Origin of the sequence: Pedobacter panaciterrae (assembly GCF_013204795.1) — a bacterium.
Lineage (GTDB): Bacteria > Bacteroidota > Bacteroidia > Sphingobacteriales > Sphingobacteriaceae > Pedobacter > Pedobacter panaciterrae.
In genome coordinates, this window is record NZ_JABMKW010000018.1 from 667,853 (window position 1) to 690,833 (window position 22,981).

The 22,981-nt window shown below is 38.4% G+C and carries 13 protein-coding genes; 11 read left to right on the forward strand and 2 right to left on the reverse strand.

What is annotated here, in order from left to right; translation table 11 throughout:
- From HQN86_RS18700 to HQN86_RS18735, 8 genes are all read left to right on the forward strand, one after another.
- Nucleotides 1–2,487, forward strand: coding sequence for a M14 family metallopeptidase (locus tag HQN86_RS18700; protein ID WP_172662397.1), 2,487 nt, complete (start codon nt 1–3; stop codon nt 2,485–2,487).
- A gap of 309 nt (nt 2,488–2,796) precedes the next feature.
- Nucleotides 2,797–5,976 (forward strand): SusC/RagA family TonB-linked outer membrane protein, encoded by a 3,180-nt coding sequence (locus tag HQN86_RS18705; protein WP_172662398.1) that lies wholly within the window; start codon nt 2,797–2,799, stop codon nt 5,974–5,976.
- 10 nt (nt 5,977–5,986) lie between these two features.
- Nucleotides 5,987–7,495 carry a SusD/RagB family nutrient-binding outer membrane lipoprotein gene (locus HQN86_RS18710; RefSeq protein WP_172662399.1) on the forward strand — a complete coding sequence of 503 codons (1,509 nt, stop codon included), beginning with the start codon at nt 5,987–5,989 and terminating at the stop codon, nt 7,493–7,495.
- Nucleotides 7,496–7,524: 29 nt separating this feature from the next.
- The gene (locus HQN86_RS18715; RefSeq protein WP_172662400.1) at nt 7,525–8,169 is read left to right on the forward strand and encodes a DUF5011 domain-containing protein; all 645 of its coding nucleotides are present in this window, start codon (nt 7,525–7,527) and stop codon (nt 8,167–8,169) included.
- Nucleotides 8,170–8,184: 15 nt separating this feature from the next.
- Nucleotides 8,185–8,685 (forward strand): lipid-binding protein, encoded by a 501-nt coding sequence (locus HQN86_RS18720; protein ID WP_172662401.1) that lies wholly within the window; start codon nt 8,185–8,187, stop codon nt 8,683–8,685.
- A 435-nt stretch (nt 8,686–9,120) separates the two neighbouring features.
- Nucleotides 9,121–12,276 (forward strand): SusC/RagA family TonB-linked outer membrane protein, encoded by a 3,156-nt coding sequence (locus tag HQN86_RS18725; protein WP_172662402.1) that lies wholly within the window; start codon nt 9,121–9,123, stop codon nt 12,274–12,276.
- Nucleotides 12,277–12,281: 5 nt separating this feature from the next.
- Nucleotides 12,282–13,763: a SusD/RagB family nutrient-binding outer membrane lipoprotein gene (locus HQN86_RS18730; RefSeq protein ID WP_172662403.1), complete on the forward strand. Its 1,482-nt coding sequence runs from the start codon at nt 12,282–12,284 to the stop codon at nt 13,761–13,763.
- A 7-nt stretch (nt 13,764–13,770) separates the two neighbouring features.
- Complete coding sequence (locus tag HQN86_RS18735; protein ID WP_172662404.1) at nt 13,771–14,217, forward strand: hypothetical protein; 447 nt, start codon at nt 13,771–13,773, stop codon at nt 14,215–14,217.
- A gap of 27 nt (nt 14,218–14,244) precedes the next feature.
- Here HQN86_RS18735 and HQN86_RS18740 read toward each other — a convergent pair whose 3' ends face one another.
- Nucleotides 14,245–15,114 (reverse strand): S66 peptidase family protein, encoded by an 870-nt coding sequence (locus HQN86_RS18740; protein ID WP_172662405.1) that lies wholly within the window; start codon nt 15,112–15,114, stop codon nt 14,245–14,247.
- Between the two features lie 40 nt (nt 15,115–15,154).
- On the opposite strand from HQN86_RS18740, the gene metG reads away from it, so the two are divergent.
- Nucleotides 15,155–17,263, forward strand: a complete 2,109-nt coding sequence (gene metG, locus HQN86_RS18745) for a methionine--tRNA ligase (protein ID WP_216854446.1) — start codon at nt 15,155–15,157, stop codon at nt 17,261–17,263.
- 274 nt (nt 17,264–17,537) lie between these two features.
- On the opposite strand, the gene HQN86_RS18750 is transcribed toward metG, so the two are convergent.
- Nucleotides 17,538–17,849, reverse strand: a complete 312-nt coding sequence (locus HQN86_RS18750; RefSeq protein ID WP_172662406.1) for a hypothetical protein — start codon at nt 17,847–17,849, stop codon at nt 17,538–17,540.
- 603 nt (nt 17,850–18,452) lie between these two features.
- Here HQN86_RS18750 and HQN86_RS18755 point away from each other — a divergent pair.
- Both HQN86_RS18755 and HQN86_RS18760 read left to right on the forward strand, forming a co-directional pair.
- Nucleotides 18,453–19,478 carry a GntR family transcriptional regulator gene (locus HQN86_RS18755; RefSeq protein WP_172662407.1) on the forward strand — a complete coding sequence of 342 codons (1,026 nt, stop codon included), beginning with the start codon at nt 18,453–18,455 and terminating at the stop codon, nt 19,476–19,478.
- A gap of 351 nt (nt 19,479–19,829) precedes the next feature.
- Nucleotides 19,830–22,973, forward strand: a complete 3,144-nt coding sequence (locus tag HQN86_RS18760; protein ID WP_172662408.1) for a SusC/RagA family TonB-linked outer membrane protein — start codon at nt 19,830–19,832, stop codon at nt 22,971–22,973.
- The last annotated feature ends 8 nt before the right edge of the window (nt 22,974–22,981 follow it).

Sequence of the window (22,981 nt, forward strand, 5' to 3'; positions counted from 1 at the left end):
ATGAGATACTTCTTCCTTTCTTTTTTGTTTTTGCTTGTTGGTTTGAGTGTTGCAGATGCTCAAACAAAGTCTCCGGATGAGTTTTTAGGGTATGCCCTTGGAAGTAAATTTACATCGCACGATAAGGTTGTCGATTATTTTAAGTACATAAGTGGTAAAGAAAAGAACATAAAGATTGTAAGCTATGGCAAAACTTACGAAGGAAGAGAGTTGTTAGTTGCAGTGATATCCTCTAAAGAAAACATAGATGATTTAGAGCAAATCAGGAAATATAATGTAAGTCTGAGTAAGGCAGAATCATTCACAGCACAGAAAGGTAAACAGCCGGCTATATTGTGGTTAAGCTATAATGTACATGGGAACGAGGCCAGCTCTACTGAAACAGCTATGAAAACCATATTTGACCTTGCTGAAGCAAAAACAAGCGACATTAAAGACTGGCTAAAGAATACCGTCATAATTATAGATCCATGCCTTAATCCGGATGGTAGGGAAAGGTATGTGAATTATTTTAACTCGGTTAGCGGACATAAGCCCAATTCTAACCCAATGGCAAGAGAGCATTCTGAGCCTTGGCCCGGTGGTAGGTCGAACCATTATTATTTTGATTTAAACAGAGACTGGGCCTGGCAAACACAAATTGAAACACAGCAACGCCTAAAGTTATATCATGAGTGGATGCCCGAGGTTCATGTGGACTTTCATGAACAAAGTTATAATGAACCCTATTATTTTGCACCTGCGGCCGAACCGATTCATCAGGATGTTACCCCCTGGCAGCGTGAGTTTCAGGTCACTGTTGGGAAAAACAATGCTAAGTATTTTGATGAGAACGGATGGCAGTATTTCACTAAGGAACGCTTTGATCTGCTTTATCCATCGTACGGAGATACGTATCCATTGTACAATGGTGCAGTAGGAATGACTTATGAACAAGGGGGAATTGGGGCCGGACTGTCTGTAGTAACTACTGATGGAGATACGCTTACGCTTAAGGAAAGGATTAGTCACCATTATACTACGGGTATGGCTACTATTGAAACGGTTTCAAAAAATGCCGATAAGCTGGTAAAGGAGTTCAAACTCTATTTTGAAAAAGCGGTTACTAACCCTCCGGGTATTTATAAAACATATATAGTGAAAGCCCAAAACCTGAGTAAAGTTAAAAAGCTTGCTGAGCTCCTAAAAAAGAATGGCATTGCGTATGGGTTTGGATTGGATAAGAACATGCGGGGGTATAATTATGAAACAAAGAAAGTAGAAGGCTTTAAGGTAGATAGGAATGACCTGATTGTAAATCTGCAGCAGCCCAAAGCTGTTTTGGCTAATGTGTTATTTGAACCTCAAACAGCTGTTAATGATTCTAATACCTATGACATTACTGCATGGGCTTTGCCATACGTTTACGGTTTAAAAGCATACGCAAGTAAAGAATCTGTAAAAGGAACTTATCCGGCTTTAGAAGAACCCAAAGAGCAGTCTGAAATAGCAGATAAGCCTTATGCCTGGATTTTTAAGTGGAATTCGATCGAAGATGCGCAGGTGCTTATTGCATTACAGCGGGCAAACATTAAGGTAAGATCGGCTGAACAAGCGTTTACTATTGGTACGAAGGTGTTTCCTGCCGGATCGTTGTTGGTGTACCGAACAGAGAATGAACGGCAGGTAAAGGGGCTTTCGTCTAAGATCGCCAGGATACAAAAAGACCTGAATGCTGTGGCTTATACTTCTGCAAGTGGCTATGTAGATAAGGGAAAGGATTTCGGATCAAATGTTTATCCTATTCTAAATGTACCTAAAGTAGCTATTGTAACAGGTACAGGGATCTCTACTCAAGGTGTTGGTGAGGCATGGCATTTCTTTGAGCAAGAATTGAACTACCCCGTTACCATGATAACGGCTAATAACATAGATAAGTTGGATATTAATAAGATAAATACCTTGATTATGCCAGATGGTAATTACGGGGAAGATATTAACGAGAAATTGGAGAGTTGGATTGAAAACGGTGGGAAAGTAGTTCTGTTTGAAGATGCAATTTCAAGTACGCTGGGGAAAAGACCTTTTAATATTAGGTTGAGAGAGAGTGTAAAAAATGACATAAAGGTTAATGGGGCAAGAAAGTATGGAGAACGCAATCTTGATGATTTGTCGGAAACGATTCCCGGAGCTATTTTTAAAGTTAATCTGGATCAAAGCCACCCAATTTCCGCTGGCTTGGGAGATTATTATTATGCTTTGAAAACGGATGATAAAATCTATGAGCTTTTGAATAAAGATTGGAGTGTAGGTGTCTTAAAATCAAATAGTTATATGTCTGGTGTGGTGGGGAAAGGCGTATTAAAAAAGCTGGATAACGGGATGTTGTTCGGTATTCAATCGGTCTCAAAAGGGACGGTTGTTTATCTTGCGAGTGATATACTTTTCAGGTCGTTCTGGGAAAATGGAAAACAGATGTTTACCAATGCCGTATTTCTGGTTAACTAGATATTATTGAAAATGAGCCTGTTTATGTTGAAATTATAAATCTCCTTAGTTAAATTTTATACTATATAGTGTTAAAATATGTTAAATATTTTGGCAAGATGAGATGTCACTTTGTTTTTTGAACATTTTCCGTGCTTATTGGTTAATATTCAGAATAAAATTTCGTAAAAGCTGTGTTTTTCAATATTCATGATCTGTTTTCTGTGTCATATTTGTGTCATTTAAATTTGGCTATTCTTAAATTATTTATGCTCGCATATCAAATGCGTATATTTAAGCATTATTAACTAACCTAAATTCTAACTTTTTATGAAAAAACTTTTACAAAGTTTGTTCATTTTGGCATTCATAGCAGGCTCTGCTGTGGCACAAAATCGAACAATTACTGGTACGGTTACAGACAAGGAAGACGGCAAGCCGCTTCCGGGAGTAACTGTTGTAGTTAAAGGCACAAAAAATGGTACTCAAACTGGAGGCGATGGTAAATACGCATTGTCTGTACCCTCAGCTTCCGCGGAACTTGTTTTCTCTTACTTGGGCTACGTTTCTCAAACAGTAGCTGCTTCTGGAAACACTGTTGATGTTGTTTTACAATCCGATTCTAAATCCTTAACAGAGGTTGTTGTAACAGCCTTGGGTATTAGCAAAACAAAGAAAACAATCGGTTATTCAGAAACTACAGTTAAATCTGAAGATATTAATAAATCGGCCCCGGTAAGTATGTTGGGTGGTTTGCAGGGTAAAGTTGCAGGGGTAACGATATCAAATACTTCAGGTTCACCAGGTGGTTCAACTAAAATTATCCTAAGAGGTTACACCTCAATAAGCGGGGGTAACCAACCTCTATATGTTATTGATGGGGTTCCTTTGGACAATTCAAGCATTGGATCAGACGAGAGCTATGACTTTGGTAATAATGCCAACGATATTAACCCGAACTCTGTAGAAAGCATGAGTATCCTTAAAGGATCTGCCGCTACAGCGTTATACGGATCAAGAGGATCAAACGGTGTAATTTTGATTACTACTAAAAAAGGTACAGCAGGTAAAATGGTTGTTGATTTTTCGCACGCTACAACCATTACGCAAGTGGCATCGGTATTTAAGCCCCAATCTACTTTTGGTCAGGGATGGGATGGTACATTCATCGAATCTGAAAATGGTAACTGGGGTCCTAAGTATGATGGGCAAATGAGAACCTGGGGTGCAATAGTTGATAACTCTCAACTATTAAAACCGTATTCATTCATTAAAAATAATGTTAGAGATGCGTTAACAAACGGAACAGAGTTTAATAGTAATATTTCCTTAAGTGGGGGAAGTGATAAAACTACCTATTATTTTTCTTATGGAAATGTAATGAGTGACGGTTATCTTCCTTCTGATAATGATTCGTATAAAAGGAATAACTTTAGTGTTAAGGCAGCAACTGTAATTGGCAATTTTAACATAGAAGGATCTGTGAACTATGTTTCTAAAACACAAAAATTTGTTGCACAAGGACAAGGTATATCAGGAATTGGTTCTTCGTTTTATGAAGATATTCTGCAAATTCCGCAGGATATTCCAATTAAAGATCTAAGAGATTATAAAAACAAGTTCTTTAATGTAGACAACTACTTTACTCCTTATGCAGAAAATCCATACTATTCTATATATGAGAATGGTAGTCGTTACAAAAATGACCGTATTTATGGGAATGTTAATTTTGGCTTTACTGTAAATGACTGGCTGAAGTTACAATTCCAACAAGGAGCTGATGTTGATAATGCCGGGGATAGACAATGGCACAACAAAAATGCACCAACTTTGGGTAGTTACAATGATGGTGGAAACGTTGAAGGTGCTAAAAGAGCTGCAGATGTTGGTAGAGTGATAGAAGAGTCTATTAAAACTTTTGAATATGACTCTAAACTTAATGCGATATTCAAAAAAACCTTCTCTGATTTCGATATAGACGGAGTAGTTGGGGTTAACTATAATGACAGAGGTTCGCGTTTTCTTACTACAGCTGTAGAAGATCTGGCCATCCCGGGATTCTTTAGTCTTAGTAATTCGGCAAATAAGCCAACTAGTACAGAAACCGAAAGACACAGACGTTTGTTTGGTGCTTATGCTTCTGCAACCTTGGGGTATAAAAACAACCTTTTCTTAACTTTAGCCGGAAGGAACGACTGGTCATCAACATTGGCAACAGGAAACAATAGTTATTTTTATCCTGCAGCGAGTTTGGCATATGTTGTTTCTGAAGCATTTGATATGAAAAGCACTCCAATAAGCTTCCTTAAACTAAGGGCAAGTTATGGAGAAACAGGTAGTGATACTGATCCATACAGGGTTTTTGATGTTTTAAATGCAACCAACGTTACATTAGGTTTTGGTAACATTAGATTTCCGGTAGCTGGAGTGGCAGGATATTCTATTGCAAATACATTAAATAATGTTAACCTTAAACCAGAGCGTGTAAAAGAGTACGAGTTTGGTGGTGATATCAGGTTCTTATCTGATAGAATTGGCTTAGATGTTGCCTACTTTAATAGATTAAGGGTTGATCAAATTTTACCTGTTCCAATTGATCCTGGAAGTGGTTACTTATTCCAGATCTTGAACTTTGGTAAAGTTAGGGTGAGAGGTATTGAGGCAGCACTGAATATCAAACCGGTTAAAACAACTGATTTTAATTGGGACCTAACCTACACGTTTAGCAGGCAGCGCAATATGGTTATGGAGCTACCGGCAGGTTTGGATAAGGTTATTATTAATAATGCATATGATGCAGATTTAGTGGCAATAAAAGGAAAACCACTTGGTGTTTTTCAAGCTCCCGGCCCAGAATACTCTCCTGATGGAAAGATTGTGGTAGATGGAACCGGATTCCCTGTAGTTGCAGCTACAAATAAAGAATATGGCAATATCCAAAGAGATTACTCTATGGGATTAACAAATATGTTTACCTATAAATCTTTTAGTTTAGGCTTTACGCTCGACTATCAAAAAGGTGGGGTATTTTATTCTGGAACAGCAGATTTGTTAAATTTTGTTGGTGCTGATGTTAAATCAACATTTAACGATCGTCGCCCTTTCATTGTTCCTAACTCAGTACAGAAGATTACTGATGCGAATGGAAACCTGATCAGATATGAGGAAAATACGACTCCAATTACAGAAGGTTTGATTGATGATTACTATTATCCAACAACAAATAAAGCAATGGTATATAGTAACCGTATTCTGGATAAAACATTCCTGAAATTAAGAGAAGCCTCATTAAGCTACACCTTGCCGAAAACTATTGCGGGCAAAATAGGCGCAAACAGAGCTATTTTTACTGTTTTTGGAAGAAACCTACTTACCTGGTTACCTGAGTCGAACAGAACAATTGACCCTGAGGTTTCTAACCAGGGTGTTGATTTGGCCAGTGAGTTCGGTGAATTTAGAACGGCTCCTCCAGTAAGGTTCTTCGGAGCATCCTTAAGAGTTACATTTTAATATTTGAACGATGAAAAAAATTAATATACAATATAAACCACTGATTTTATCAGCACTGATTTTCTTAACGTTTGGATGTAAGAAAACATTGGATGTAAATGTTGATCCTAATAACCCGCCAATAGAGCAAGCCTCTCCAGAGGTATTGTTTCCGTCGGGAATTATGGGGACAGCCGGGATTGTAGGGGGCGAGTTGACAATACTTGGAGGCATATGGTCTCAGTATTGGACTCAATCAAATGCCTCTAATCAATACAAAACAATTGATACTTATAATTTGACCAGAGTCGATCTGAATGGTCCTTATGACAGATTGTTGTCTGGATCACTTGCCGATTTCAATTTGTCTATAAAGCTGGCACAGGAGAGAAGCGATTGGAGATACAATTTAATGGCTACAGTTATGAAAGCCTACACTTATCAGGTATTGGTTGATATTTACGACCAGGTTCCTTATACTGAGGCATTCCAAGGTGCAGCGAACCTACAGCCAAAGTTTGATGATGGCTATAGTATTTATGTTGCTTTATTGGCTGAAATCGATGCAGCCTTGGCTAAAGATTTTTCAGCACCACTAACAACCAGCCAAGCTAAAGGTGATTTTCTATTTAATGGCGACATGGATAGCTGGGTTCAATTTGCGAATACATTGAAATTAAAAATGTATTTAAGAATGGTGAATGCAAAGCCAGCTGAAGCGCAGGCCGGAATCGCGAAACTTTATGCAGATGGTGCCAACTTTTTAACAGTTAATGCCGGTATTGCCGAGTTTGAAGGAACACCTAATAATAGTAATCCATTCTATGAGTATAATATCAGAAGATTAAATACAACTACAAATATCAGAGCTAGTAAAACACTGACTACATGGCTGGTTAAAAATGGAGATCCGAGAGCAGTCACTTACTTTGGAACAGCAACACCAACCGCAATGCATCAAGGTGATTTTGCTGCAACCGCTCAAGAGCAGCCAACATATGCAGCGGCAACAGTTGCAGCTCAAGATGCAACTGACCCCGTTTGGTTTATAAATGCATCAGAATCATATTTTATGCAGGCTGAAGCTTTGGAGCGTTATTTTGGAGGTTCAGGCGCAAAAGCTAAATATGATGCAGGTGTAACTGCAGCGTTTGCTGATGCTTCTCAAAACGGCGCAGCATTTATTGCCCCAGGAGGAAAGTATGTATATAAAAGTGCTGGTTCATTTGAAGATAAGTTAGAGCAAATTATTGTTCAAAAATGGGCTTCTTTGCCAGGTTCTGGACATACGATTGAAGCGTTCTTTGAACAACAAAGAACAGGGTATCCAAAAAATAGTCCGGTTTACTCAACTGACCCGTCTTACGACCCAGAGGATGCTGCAGCTCCTAACCATAGAGGAGAGTGGGTTTATGCTAAGAATGGAGTTACAGGAGGTAGGTTTCCAAAAAGGCTAGTTTTTCCGGCATCTTCGAGAGATAGAAATAAAAACACACCAGCTGAAGTTCCAATCTATACAAAAGTTTGGTGGGGAAAATAGGATATTGATTAATAATTTAGAATAGAATCATGAAAAGATATTTAAATATAATTGCTATAGGAATTTTGGTCATGACGTTTCTGTCATGCAAGGATGATTCCTTTAACTATCCTGAAGGAACAGTTGGAATCTCAAAGGTTACTGTTTATCCTATATTAACAGTAAATGGCGATCAATATATGTTTGTAGCCAAAGGAGGGACTTATACTGAGCCGGGGGTTGTGGCGAAAGTTGGTGAGGATGAAATCGATGTTAAAACAGACGGGCAGGTTAATACTGCTGCCGCAGCTGTTTATACACTTACGTATTCTGCCTCAAACTCAGATGGTTTTTCTGCATCGCAGGCCAGGTATGTTGTTGTGTATGATACCAAAGCAGATGCAGCTGGGAATGATTATTCGGGTAGTTATAAAAGAGCTGGTTTTGCTACTTTTGCCGTGTGGGCGAAAGTGGCTCCAGGAGTTTATTTTATCACAAATCCGGGTGGTGCTGTAGGTAATACAGATAAGGTTGTGGCAATCAATCCAACTGGGTCGACAATACAAATTCCACCGCAAGGTTCACCTATGGGCGCTTTCAGTTCCACGGTTGGAACAATGAATGGAGGGAGTTATTCATGGGCTTTGGCTAATGCAGGTTATGGAACTCAGGTTAGGTCATTTAGTAAACAATAATCAAAATTATAAAACATGAAAAAATACATATATATATTCGCGCTTTTTATAATATCTCTTTCTGCATGTAAGAAGGATGAGGTTATTGGCGGTACTGCCGTTCAGGATATGTCCGGAGAATGGTGGGTTCAACTAGAGGTTGTTGATCAGGAAGGCGAGGTGCTTCAGCCTTATAGTGACGATACATACTATAGTTTGTCTACTTATAATACAGCCGATAATTCAAACACCCAGATGTGGTTTGATGATAATGAAAGTTTTTGGCAGGTTAAGGGTAAAGTGAATGTTAATGTGGCAGATAAAACATTCTCAGGAGATAATGTCGCAAACCAATATTATGAGAGCAATTTTAGTGTTACCAATGGGAAAATACTAAAAGATGCAGCTATTGGTCCTGTTTCAAAAGCAGTTACAGACTCCATTTCTTTTACTGTGACTTATGATGATGATGATGACCATTTAATTTATCACTTTAAAGGATATCACAGAACCAAGTTTCCCGGAGACGACCATTAATCGATATAAAAAGCCCGCCCAATTGGACGGGCTTTTTATTTAAAGAAGAAATAATTTATTAATACATAGGCTTCTCTTTTAACCGCCTGTTTCTTAACTGTAAAATTTTATTGCTTCATTTAGCTTCCTAAAATTGGCCATAGCATAAAGTGCGCCAAAATTATCACTGCATTTCTCTTTAATTCCTGTGTAATATTTGCAACAATTTTTAATTCGTTAAAAGTCGGTATTTTTTGATATATTCGAAATCAAATCAACTTTTACGGATTATATTCGAAATTTTGTTCTCTTTATGGTGTATTTTTTGAATTTTTGATAACATCTCTTTGTGTCATTTTATTGTCATTTATTTTTGTGGGGCACAATAAAAATATGCTTGCATATCAAAATCGCTATATATTAGGCCATTATTAACTAACCTAAATTTATTATTTTATGAAAAAACTTTTACAAAGTTTGTTCATATTGTTGTTCGTTGCAACTTCTGCAATGGCGCAAGACCGAACAATTACTGGTACGGTTACGGATAAGGAAGATGGAAAACCACTTCCAGGAGTAACTGTGTTGATTAAAGGCTCCAAAGTTGGAACCCAAACAGGTGGAGACGGTAAGTATGCTATCTCTGTACCATCAGGTTCTACCGAATTAACTTTCTCCTACCTAGGCTACACTGTCCAAACACTAGCAATCTCTGGGAGTACCGTTAACGCAGTTCTGGAATCAGATTCTAAAGCCTTAACTGAAGTTGTTGTAACTGCCGTTGGTATTGCAAGGCAGGCTAAGTCTCTTGGTTATTCTGTTACAACTTTAAAGGGAGATGAATTAACAAAGGCTAGAGAAACAAACGTAATCAATTCCCTGGCGGGTAAAGTTTCGGGTGTTAGGGTTACTGCTCAATCAGGAACAGTAGGTGGCTCTTCTAAGATCATCATTCGTGGAGCTTCTTCATTTAACTCGGGTAGTACTTCCAACCAACCGATATTTGTAATCGATGGTTTGCCAGTGGATAATAGTTCACAGCAAGTTAATACCATTTCGACTAGTTCGGTTCCTCAGGGTAGCGCTGGATCAGATTACGGAAATAGAGCCGGAGATTTAAACTCTGACGATATCGAGTCAATGACTGTTCTTAAAGGTGCAGCGGCGACAGCACTTTATGGTGCTCGTGCAAAAAACGGAGCGATTGTAATTACGACGAAAAAAGGTAAAAAGGGACAAACTACCATTACGGTAAATTCTTCTACTCGCTTTGATAATGTATTGAAATTACCTAGTTTTCAAAACGAATATGCCCAAGGTGTTCAAGGTGTATATAGCAGCGGGCCAACTGTCAATAGCTCTAGTTTGAATGGATGGGGACCAAAAATCAGTGAAGTACAAGACAAAACTTTTACTAACTACCTTGGTCAACAGATTACATTACAAGCATATCCAGATAACGTAAAGGATTTCTATAATACTGGAAAAACCTATATCAACTCTGTTTCTTTTGACGGTGGCGGCGACTCTGGTGATTATCGCTTTGGTTATACCAATACTACTCAAGACGGTATTATTCCTAATGAAAAGTTGAAAAAGAATGTTGTAAGCTTTAATGCGGGCAGAAATGTTGCGCCAGGGCTTGATGTACGAACAAATGTAAACTACACACGTACTGTAGCAGACGGTCGTCCAGTACAAAGTTCTAACAATCCAAGTGTACTTCAATCAATTGTTTATGGTCTTCCTAGAACGATCGATACAAAGGTGTTAAAAGACAACTATTTCGATCCGGTTACCAAACAACAAATTGCGCTAACACCTACAAGAACTGGTAATAACCCTTATTGGGTAGTTAACAATAACAACTTCTCAAATGTTGTTGATCGTGTATTTGGTAATGCAATAGTAACCTATAAACCTTTGAATTGGTTAACGATTTCAAATAATTTGGGTACTGACTTTTACAACGAATTTAGAAGAGGGGTAACAAGACAAGGAACAATTGGATCTTTGACAGGTGATTTCTATGCAGCAAATATTTACAATAGAATCATTAACAATGACCTGTTGCTTACTGTTGACCAAAAATTAACAGAGGATCTGAGCTTGAAAGTAATTGGTGGATACAATGTCTTTGAAAACTTCTACCGCAGAGACCTTTCAGATGCTCAACAATTAATAGCTGATCAGCTATATAATTATGCAAACGCAGGAAGTGTGGTTACCACAAATACTTCAAATCAGAAACGCATTCAAGGTGTATACGGTGACGTGGGCTTATCTTACAAAGATTATTTGTTTTTAAACGTTACAGGAAGAAATGACTGGTCGTCTACTTTACCTGCGAACAATAGATCATATTTTTATCCGTCTATAAGCTCGAGTTTTGTATTTAGTGAGTTACTTCCAAAGAGCGAATGGTTCAACTATGGTAAATTAAGAGCGAGTTACGCTAACGTAGGTAGTGATACCGATCCTTATCAAGGCGTATTCCAATATTCTCCAATTAGTGCGGCATTTGCTCAATATGGTTACGGTTCTACGTTCCCATTCAATGGAGTACTTGCGTTCAGTAGCCCAGCTACGATTCCGAACCTTAATTTAAAACCACAAAATCAGGCCTCATATGAAGTTGGTGCTGAATTGAGGTTTTTACAAAGTCGTGTTAATTTGGATGTGACTTATTATAATACGAATACTTCTGACCAAATCGTAAGACTTCCATTGCCACAATCGACAGGTTATTCTGCCGCATTATTGAATGCAGGTTCTGTGAAAAACTCTGGTGTAGAGGTTTCGTTGGGATTGATCCCAGTAAAAACACAAGATTTTACTTGGAACATGGATGTTAACTTCTCCAGAAACGTGCAGAAAATCGAATTGCCTTCCAACCTTGCTTCTTATTCACTAGCCAGCGGATGGAGCGGACTTTCAATCAAGGCAGAGTCTGGCAAATCATTTGGTATTTATGGCGTTGCTTGGTTAAGAGATGATGCAGGAAACCTGGTTATTGATGAAGCAACAGGATTGAGGAAAACAGTGAGCGACAAAAGACTAGGTAATATGAGTCCTGATTGGTTAGGTGGAATTAACAATACTTTCTCTTACAAAGGAGCTTCATTGAGCTTCTTGGTAGACATTAGAAAAGGCGGTGTGATCTATTCTAACTCTGTTTCTTCACTAAGAACAAGTGGTTTAGCTAAAGAAACATTGCTAAACAGAGGAAGAGTATTTATTGATAAAGGAGTTGTTGCTTCTGGAAGTACTTTTGTTCCGAATACAACACCGGTAACAAGTATGCAAGATTACTGGGCACAATACACCACTACAAATACTGAAGCAAATATTTTTGATGCTTCTTATGTGAAACTTAGAGAGGTAAGGTTATCATACCAAATTCCAGCTAAGGTTTTCCAAACAAGTGTTAAATTTATTAAAGGAGCTGAGATTGGTGTAGAAGGCAGAAATTTATGGATTATCCATGATAACGTTCCACACATTGATCCCGAGGCTAACTTCTTCGGAACAGAGAGTGTTGCTGAAGGGGTTGAGTTTAACTCAATACCATCAACAAGAACCATTGGTTTCAATATCAGAATTAAGATTTAATGAAAATGAAAAAAATTATATATACGTTTAGTGTCTTAACTATGTTACTGACGCTATCTTCATGCAAGAAATATCTGGATATAAATACAAGTCCAAATACTGCTGAACAGGTTGACCCGAAATTGCTATTCTCTTACGCAACGGTAGCTTATATGAATTTAAGGTCAAGTGGTGATTTGTACATTCCAATAGGATTAGCGGGTCAGTCTTTAAATGCTGGTGGAAACAACCCAACAGGTTGGTCTGGTGGTGACCCTAGTCCTGATATTTATACTTTTTCTGCAAACTTTTTCAATAACACCTGGGTATCTCTGTACGTTAGGGGTGGCGCAAACCTTCAGCAAGCGATAAAGCTTTCAGAAGCTGCATCTCCTGCAAATAATAATGCGGCAGCACAAAGTAAAGTATTGTTGGCGATGATGGTTTATGACATCACTACTACGTTTGGAGATGTTCCATTTACAGAAGCCTGGAAGGCAGAGATTCTATATCCTAAGTTTGACGATCAGAAAACAGTGTTGGAAGGAACACTGGCACTTCTTGATCAGGCATTAGCACAGTTTGATGAGGCAAGCCCATTAAAAATTGGAGCTAATAATGATGGGTATGATCTGCTTTACAAAGGAGATATCGCTAAATGGAAGAAACTAGCTAAATCTTTGAAGCTGCGTACCTTATTAACAATGGTGGATAAAGATCCTTCTAAAGCTGCGGCTATTGGAACATTGGTAAATGACGCTGCACAAGCGATGGTAAATGGTGTAACAGATAATGTTGCCATACCATACCAGGACGTTCCTAATAAGAGAAACCCGAAATATGCAATTAGCCTTCAATACAATGGTGGAAAGAACTTCTTCTTTGCCAGCAAGCCAGTTGTTGATATTATGAATGCTGCTCCATCTGTTGATCCTCGTCTTCCGAAGTTTTTTGATAAGCCTGCAGGGCAAGCAACGTATATTGGTGTTGTACCTGGAGCAGACGCAGTTGATGCTATTAATCCGAGGATTGCTGCTTCTTTGCACTCTCCTGCTGCACCAGAAGTGATGTATACTTATCAAGAGCAGTTATTTGCAGAAGCCGAAGTGTATGCAAGAGGATTGGGAGTTCCAGTAGATTTGGGTAAGGCGAATACGTTATTTAAACAAGGGCTCGCAGAATCATGTAAATTCTTTGGTGTGAGCGCTACCGAGGCGGGTGTATTCTCAACATCTTTTCCAGCGTTTAGCGGACAAGCTAATGCGGTGTTGACAATTCATGAACAACAATGGGTTGATAAAATGGATCGAGGTCTAGATGCCTTTACGCAATGGAGAAGATCTGGAACGGACGGAAGTGAAGTTCCTGTGCTTACACTACCTATAGGTGCACCTGCCGGTCCAATCTTTAGAAGGTTTGAATATCCAATTACGAATGAGATATCTAATAACCCTAATGCGCCGAAAACAACTGTAAGGTATAACGAAAAAATGTGGTTTGATTTATAATAGAAATATGAAAAAGCTTATAATATTACTCTCTCTGACTGCAGTATTTTTCCTGCAGTCATGTGAAAAGAAAGGTCCTGGAGATAACTATGATTTCAGTAATAGCCTTCCTGCTTATGTAGCACTAACTAGTACAGCAACAAAGACTATCAAGGAAGGTGCATCAGGAACATTCACATTTACCTTAAGAACATCAATTCAGCAAACAGTTAAAGTTACCTACAAAGTTGAAGGGGCATTAAATTTGCCTAATCAAACGGTTACAATTGCCAGGGATGCACTGACTTCTGTAGCAACTGTTGCTGTTCCAGTAGGAGTTATTGTAGCTCCAGCAACCACTGCTACTGCTACATTAACTTTAGTTAGTGCTGCAACCGCAGACGGAAATGCGCTGACAATTGGCTCTAAAAATGATGCTAGCAGTCAAAAAGTAACAATTAACATTACGAAATAGAAGTTAAAGTTTTAACATAAGGGTTGTTCAATTAATGAACAACCCTTTTTTACCTACTACCACTGCCCGGTTATCATCCATATGCCCAATAGGGAAATTAAACCATACCGGATACTCATATTCCTTCACTACTTCCCATATTATTTCTTCAGGCGATTGTCCAAAAGGAATTTTCTCTTCAGGCAACTCATTAAAAGCCCCAACAATTAATCCTTTTAGTTTATTCAGTTTTCCTGCCCGCTTCAGCATGTGCATCATGCGATCTATTGCTGCCGGACGTTCCCCTATATCTTCAATAAATAAGATCTTATCCTCATAGTCGACTTCAGAAGCTGAACCAATCGTCATCACCAATAAAGTAAGGTTACCACCTATCAAAATCCCTTGCATATATCCCTCGCGATTCAATGGTGATGGATGGTAATCATACATTATTTCCTCACCAAATAGCGCAGCCTTCAAAGAAGCTAAAGACTCGGGTGTGGCCTCGTTAAACGTATAAGGCATCTGTCCATGGATACTTTGAATGCCATATTGAGCGTAGATGTGACAAAGCAATACTGTGATGTCGCTGAAGCCGACAAGCCATTTGGGATACTCAACAAATGTGCTAAAGTCAAGATCATCTACAATTCGAATACAACCATACCCCCCTCGTCCAGCAATGATTGCTTTCACAGTGGGGTCATCTAAAAAAATTTGAATATCCTCTGTACGCAGAACATCATCACCAGCAAACTGGTGGTGCTCAGCATGAACGGTCTTCCCGATAATTACTTCCAAGCCCCAGGATTCGAAGAGTTGTACCGCTGAGTCTATACCTCTTGGAAGTTTGCTTGCTGGGCAGACAATCGCAATTTTGTCGCCTTTTTTTAAATATGCTGGCTGTTTAATCATTAATAAAACACTTATCTTTGACAAAATAATAAAAATAGTTTTGGATAACAGTAAAATAAAGAGATATACCGTTACGGCTGCGCTGCCCTATACAAACGGACCTGTACATATTGGACATCTTGCCGGCGTTTACCTACCTGCAGATACCTATGTAAGGTATTTGCGCTCGAATAAAAGAGATGTAAAGTTTATTTGCGGATCTGACGAAAATGGAGTTCCGATTACCTTAAAGGCAAAAAAAGAAGGAACTACCCCTCAGGCTATAGTAGATAAATACCACAAAATTATTGGCGATTCCTTTAAAGAACTTGGTGTTTCTTTCGACATTTATCACCGTACATCTTCTTTAATGCATCATCAAACTGCTTCAGATTTCTTTGAAACACTATATAATAAAGGCGTTTTTACGGAAGAAGTAACTGAACAGTACTACGATGAAAAGGCACAGACTTTTTTGGCCGACAGGTACATTACTGGTACTTGTCCTAAATGTGGAAATGAAAATGCCTACGGCGATCAGTGTGAAAATTGCGGAAGTACTTTAAATGCAACGGATCTTATCAATCCTAAATCTACTTTATCTGGAGAGAAACCAGTACGCAAAGAAACAAAGAACTGGTTTTTGCCGCTTGATAAATACGAGGATCAATTAAGAATCTACATTGAAAGCCACAAAGAGTGGAGACCAAATGTATACGGACAATGCCAAAGCTGGCTTAATGCGGGCCTACAGCCTCGTGCGATGACCAGAGATTTGGATTGGGGTATTAAAGTTCCGGTTAAAGGTGCAGAAGGTAAAGTTTTGTACGTATGGTTTGATGCGCCTATTGGCTATATTTCGGCAACAAAAGAGCTATTTGAATATGCTCGTTTGGGTATCTGGAACCCTAAAGCTGAAGAATATTACATTAACCAAAACGAGGTAGAAAATGGCAACTGGGAACAATACTGGAAAGATGATGAAACCAAGCTTGTTCACTTTATAGGTAAAGATAATATCGTATTCCATTGTGTTATTTTCCCCGCAATGTTAATGGCCCACGGCGATTATATATTGGCGGATAATGTACCTGCAAATGAGTTCCTGAATCTGGAAGGTCAAAAAATATCGACCTCTAAAAATTGGGCAGTTTGGCTTGATGAATATTTGGTTGAATTTAAAGATAAGCAGGATGTTTTGCGTTACGTTTTAACTGCTACAGCACCTGAAACAAAAGATAACGACTTTACCTGGAAAGATTTTCAGGCAAGAAATAACAATGAACTGGTTGCCATTTTAGGTAACTTCATTAATAGGGTGGTAGTTTTAACCCATAAGTATTTTGGAGGGAAAGTTCCAATGTGCATGACTAAAACTCCGGAAGATCAGCAAGTGATTGATGATTTGGCTGCGTACCCTGCAAAAATCAGCGCTTCGATTGAAAATTATCGCTTCAGAGAGGCTTTATCGGAGGTAATGAATGTTGCTCGCTTAGGTAATAAATACCTGGCAGAAACGGAGCCCTGGAAGGTAATTAAAACAGATGAAGATCGTGTTCGTACCATCTTAAATATCAGTTTGCAAATTGCTGCTACTATAGAAATTTTGATTGAACCGTTTTTACCATTTACTGCCGATAAATTGCAGAAAATGTTGAACTACGGCGGTCATTTATGGGAAGATGCCGGTAAAATGGGCTTGTTGAAACGCGGACATCAGCTTAATGAGCCTGTGTTACTATTTGATAAAATCGAAGACGAAACTGTACAAGCTCAAATAGATAAACTTAACAAGAGCAAAGCTGATAATGTTGCTGCAACAGCAACAGTTGAGCCTGCTAAGGAAAACATCCAATTTGAACAGTTTACAGCAATTGATATCAGGGTAGCTACAATTGTAGCAGCAGAAAAGGTTGAAAAGACCAAAAAGCTATTAAAGCTAACGCTTGATACAGGTATAGATCAAAGAACGGTTGTTTCTGGCATCGCCGAATATTATAAACCAGAAGAAATAATTGGGAAACAGGTTAGTTTGGTTGTAAACCTTGCCCCTCGTGAAATTAAGGGTATTCTATCTCAGGGAATGATCTTAATGTCTGAAGATTCGGATGGCAAACTGGCTTTTGTATCGCCAGTACAAAATCATAGCAATGGTAGTGTGATTCGATAATCGAATCACACTATTATTTTACATTGAATGACATTTCTCTCCAGCCGTCAGTTGCATCCGGATTTACTGTTCCTGGAATTATAAAGGCTTTTAATATAGCCGCTGGATTAAAGGATTTACTATTAATTCCTAAGTTCCCGGCAAAGGTCTTTGTGTAATAACGAAGCGTAACCGTTATTACACAAAGGCATCCGGCTTGGGTATCAAAACTGAATTCTGTAGCGGGTACAGTAAGCGGTTTGTATTCATATCTTATTTCAATAGATTGTGTTTCCTATTTCCGGCATCTATAATTTTCCATATCAAATAATGCCACCTGAAAAGCTAAAATGCAATTGTTCCCCTCGGTGGGGAACTTAAGGTCTTTTGGGATGTGCATTTCAGGCAAGGCTATTTTAATGGCCTCACCGGTTGTTGTAACCGTGGGTTGGGCAAACAAAAGCCTTCTTACCGGAGAATCTATATTAAACTCAAAACCATTAAGCTTATCAAATACAGCATTTGAAAAATCAAATGTTTGTGATTCACGGATCAAAGCTGAATTCAGTATCAGAGCATTTTCTCCGGTAAATCGCGAGATGGCCATACTATCATGTTCGCCAATAGTTTGCGAAAGGAGCACTCTGATGTCAGATGCCAGGTTACTGGCTTTGCCAAAAATACCTGCCGCTTTTTTAGTCGCAACAGTTTATCTTATCTTTTTCTTGGATTTGCCCTGAACTATTTGTGTTTTGCCGACTTTTTTAAAAACAGAGTCGCCAACTAGCCCCCTAGTGTATTTACCGTCAAGTCTTCCCATCGTTTGGTGGTTTAAAATTAAACGCGCAGAATAGTTCGGTTACGGAAAAATAAAATTAGAATTTACTGATAATGAGTGGTATATCCAAGTTTTTATTGGCAAAACATGGACTGGACATGGACTTACCATGGACTCAACATGGACTAACTAGAATAGAAGCTAGGTTTAGGCTACTAAATTTTTACAAAATGCACTTTTCTTTGTCCTTTTTGATAAAAAGGCTGACCGGGAGAAGGATGTTGACTGCCAAAAAGTACATTTGATTTATCAGATTCTCTATTTCTTCCGCACCCTTAACCAATAATTTTGAAGATTAGGGCATTTGCTAACCAAATATTAAAGATAATCAATTATGGGATTGCGGGGTGGAACTGATAAACTATTCTTATTATGAAAAATTATCTCAAAATAATTGAAATAAATGAATACTCAAAAACGCCGAAGTATCTTCAGATTTTCGATTCTATACTGAATGCTATTAAAACCAGCGAGATAGATGTTAATGATGTACTGCCCTCCATTAACTATTTAAGTGAAAGCCTTGAGGTTGGAAGAAATACAATTGAACGGGCTTATTTGGGCTTAAAGAAGTTTGGAGTTGTAGATTCCGTGCCAGGGAAAGGCTATTTTGTATCGAATGCTGAATTTGAGCAACCTTTCAAAATTTTGCTCCTCTTTAATAAACTAAGCGACCATAAGAAAATCATATATGATGCCTTTACTGCTAAACTAGGACATGATGTATCCATAGATTTTTATGTTTACAATAACAATTTTAGTCAGTTCAGAAAAATTCTTGAAAATAAGCCAGATCGTTATAACAAGGTTGTGATTATTCCGCATTTCTTTAATGAACATGACAAAGCTTACGCATTGATAAACAGCTTGCCAAAAGAGAAACTGGTATTGGTTGACAAGCTTATCCCGGAAATATCGGGTGATTTCTGTACGGTATACGAGGATTTCGAAAATGATATATCTTATGCACTTGAAGAACTTAAAGTAAGATTGAGTAACTATCATACTATTAAAATTATTTTTCCTTCTAAAAGTTACTATTCCACAAAGATCTTAACCGGCTTTACTGATTTTTGCCTGAAGTATGCTTTTAACTATGAGGTATTATCAGATTTGAAAAGTGAGACATTTGTACCGGGAACGGCATATATTAATTTGAGGGAAGACCATTTGGTTGAACTTGTAGAAAAAATAGTGAATAATGAACTCAAAATTGGTTCTGAGATAGGGGTCATATCTTATAACGAGACACCGATAAAGAAGCTAATCCTCTCAGGAATTACAACCATATCGACCAATTTTGCAATGATGGGTGAAGCCGCAGCAAACATGGTTCTTGATAATTTAAAGGGGCATTTGGCAATTCCTTTTAAAGTTACGGCAAGGAATTCATTGTGAAACAGATAGATGGATGCTAGCGTAGGTGTATCTGCATCAGACAGAACAGGTTGCGGATGATGCTTGCAAAAACTATTATTGTATTAACCAAATACAAACCAAACAGTATGCGTCCTCTCATTCTTATTAAAATGCAGTATCGTTTTCTGTTTTATTTACAGAGAGGCAGGTACTTATGAAATAGAACTTATACATCCATTTATGTCAACTATCCATACTTCTTTATTGGCCTAAAGAAGTATTGAATAGCCAACAGTCAAATGTCACAATTCTTTTAGTGCAGCACGGAACCACGGAAGCAACCTAGAGATCCGTTAGCTGCGAATATTTACATTTAAACAGAGTAAAGGTATGAAAAAAACGCTTGTTCTCATAGCTCTCTCAATGGTGTGCAATTTTGTTTTTGCACTGAAATTGAGAGAAATAGAGACTTTAAATGAAATTGCCGCCCCGCGCATCGTCACGGGAACTGTTTTAGACGAAACAGGAGTGGGAATTCCGAATGTTACAATCACCGTTGAGGGTTCTAAACCTAAACGTGCCGCAATGACCAGCCCCGACGGTAAGTACAGCATACAGGTAAACAGTGATTTGGAAGTGCTGATTTTTTCTTTTGTTGGATACGCTACACAGAAAATTACAATTGGTGATAAAAATACAGTCAATGTTAAACTATTACCCGATGATAAAAATGCGCTTGAAGAAGTTGCAGTAGTTGCTTTTGGCACTCAGAAGAAAAACGATTTAGTAGGCTCAGTTGTGTCTGTTAAGGTATCAGACCTTAAAATTCCATCAAGCAATTTAACAACGGCTCTGGCGGGTCGTATTCCAGGTATGATTGCATTTCAGCGTGGTGCTGAACCAGGTAAAGACAATGCAAATTTCTTTATACGCGGTGTTACTACGTTTGGGTATAAAAATGATCCCCTGATATTAATTGATAACATGGAGGTTGGTACAACTGAACTCGCCCGTTTACAGACCGATGATATTGCCAGTTTTTCTGTGATGAAAGATGCAACTTCAACGGCATTATATGGTGCCCGTGGAGCAAATGGGGTAATTTTGATTACCACAAAGCAGGGGGCAGTTGGTAAGGCACAAATTTCATTTCGATTAGAAAATTCGCTCTCAGCCTCGGTAAAGGATATTGAACTTGCAGACCCTGTTACCTACATGAAGCAGGCTAACGAAGCCGTATTAACGCGCAATCCTTTAGGACAAGTATTGTATAGCGACGAAAAAATTGCTAATACCGGAGTAGGCTTAAACCCGAATATTTATCCGGCAAATGATTGGAGGGCTTTGGTTTTTAAAGACTATACCACCAATCAACGCGCTAATCTAAATGTGAGCGGAGGTGGCGAAGTTGCAAGGTATTTTGTTTCCGGATCCTTAAGTAAGGATAATGGATTATTAAAAGTAGATCAACGGAATAATTTCAATAACAATATAGATTTAACAAGTTATTCGCTTCGATCTAACGTAAATATAAACCTGACCAAAACAACTGAAATGGTGGTTCGTTTAAGTGGTAATTTTGACGAATATACGGGCCCTATAGATGGTGGTGCCGAAATGTACCAAAAGGTAATGCGTTCCAACCCGGTACTCTTCCCCCAATATTATCCTGTCGATGAGCAGCACCAATTTGTAAAACACATCATGTTTGGTAACTCTGACATAGGCGGTGGTGGATATACAAATCCATACGCAGACTTGGTTAGGGGCTACAAGGATTCTTCAAGATCATTGATGCTGGCACAATTAGAACTTAAGCAAGATCTTTCTTTTTTAACTCAAGGGCTTAATGCACAGGTGATGATGAATACTAACCGCACCACATTTTTCGATGTAACCAGGGCTTATAATCCTTATTTCTATAAGCTTATAGGTTATGATCCTGTAGATAATACATATGCAATAGACGCTATGAATGAAGATACTGGGACAGAATATTTAAATTATGCTCCAGGAAATAGAGTTCTGAATTCTGTATTTTACGGACAAGGGCAGATAAATTACAGTCGTAGTTTCGCAAAGCATGGGTTTAGTGCCCTGATTGTTGCTATGTTGCAGAACAATTTAAGTGCAAATGGTAGTGACCTTCAACAATCTCTTCCTTCCAGAAATATGGGTGTTTCGGGCAGGGCAACGTACAATTATGATAGTCGTTATTATCTGGAGTATAACTTTGGTTATAACGGATCAGAAAGATTTGCTGCTAAACAGCGTTACGGTTATTTCCCGTCTGTAGGTGTTGCTTGGACGCTTTCTAATGAGAAGTTTTTCGGGAAAATTAAACCCATCGTAAATAATTTAAGATTAAGAGCAACCTATGGGTTAATTGGAAATGATGCGATTGGCTCACCTTCAGATCGGTTCTTTTACCTTTCTAATGTAGACATGAATGCAAGCATTAGAGGGGCCACTTTTGGGAATGGACTTGGTGCCGGTAGTTATTTAAATGGAGTAAATATTTCCAGATATGCCAATGAAGATATTACCTGGGAGAAATCAACTAAATCCAATTTAGCGTTGGAAATAGGACTTTTTGACAAATTAAAAATCACTGCCGAGGTTTATTCAGAAAAGCGTAAAAATATACTAATGAGCCGAGCGGCAATTCCTGTTACCATGGGCTTAACGGCTGATATAAGAGCCAATGTTGGTGAAGCTTCAGGAAAAGGAACGGATATTTCCTTTGAATATAATCAACACGTAGGGCAGGATTTTTGGATTGCAGCAACCGGAAATTTTACCTATGCAAGAAGTAAATTTACCGTTTATGAAGAACCAGTTTATAATGAAAAATACCGTAGCCGCATTGGCCACCCTATTTTCCAGGATTATGGATTGATTGCAGAACGTCTGTTTGTTGATGATGTAGAAGCAGCAAACTCTCCAAAACAAAATTTCGGACCTTACGGCGGTGGAGACATTAAATATACGGATGTAAATGGCGATGGTCAGATTACAGGCGCGGATATGGTACCTATTGGCAACCCTAGATTACCGGAAGTAGTTTATGGCTTTGGTTTTTCTTCGGGGTATAAAAGTTTTGATTTTTCTGCCTTCTTTCAGGGATTATCAAATGAGTCATTCTGGATTGACTCGCGTGCCACATCTCCTTTCAATAATGAGACCCAACTCTTAAAAGCTTATGCTGATAGTCACTGGTCTGAAGATTCACGTGATATACATGCGCTTTGGCCGAGATTAAGTCCCACAATTAATGACAACAACAATCAAAGAAGTACCTGGTTTATGCGTGATGGCGCATTTCTACGACTTAAACAAGTTGAAATTGGCTATAAGATACCTAACAGTATCCAAAAAAGATTACATACATCAAGTTTTAGACTTTATTTGAATGCAACCAACTTGTTTAATATCAGCAAGTTCAATTTATGGGATGTAGAAATGGGTGGCGATGGTTTAGGTTATCCTATACAACGTGTATTTAACGTAGGTCTAAATATTTCACTGAAGTAAATCATACA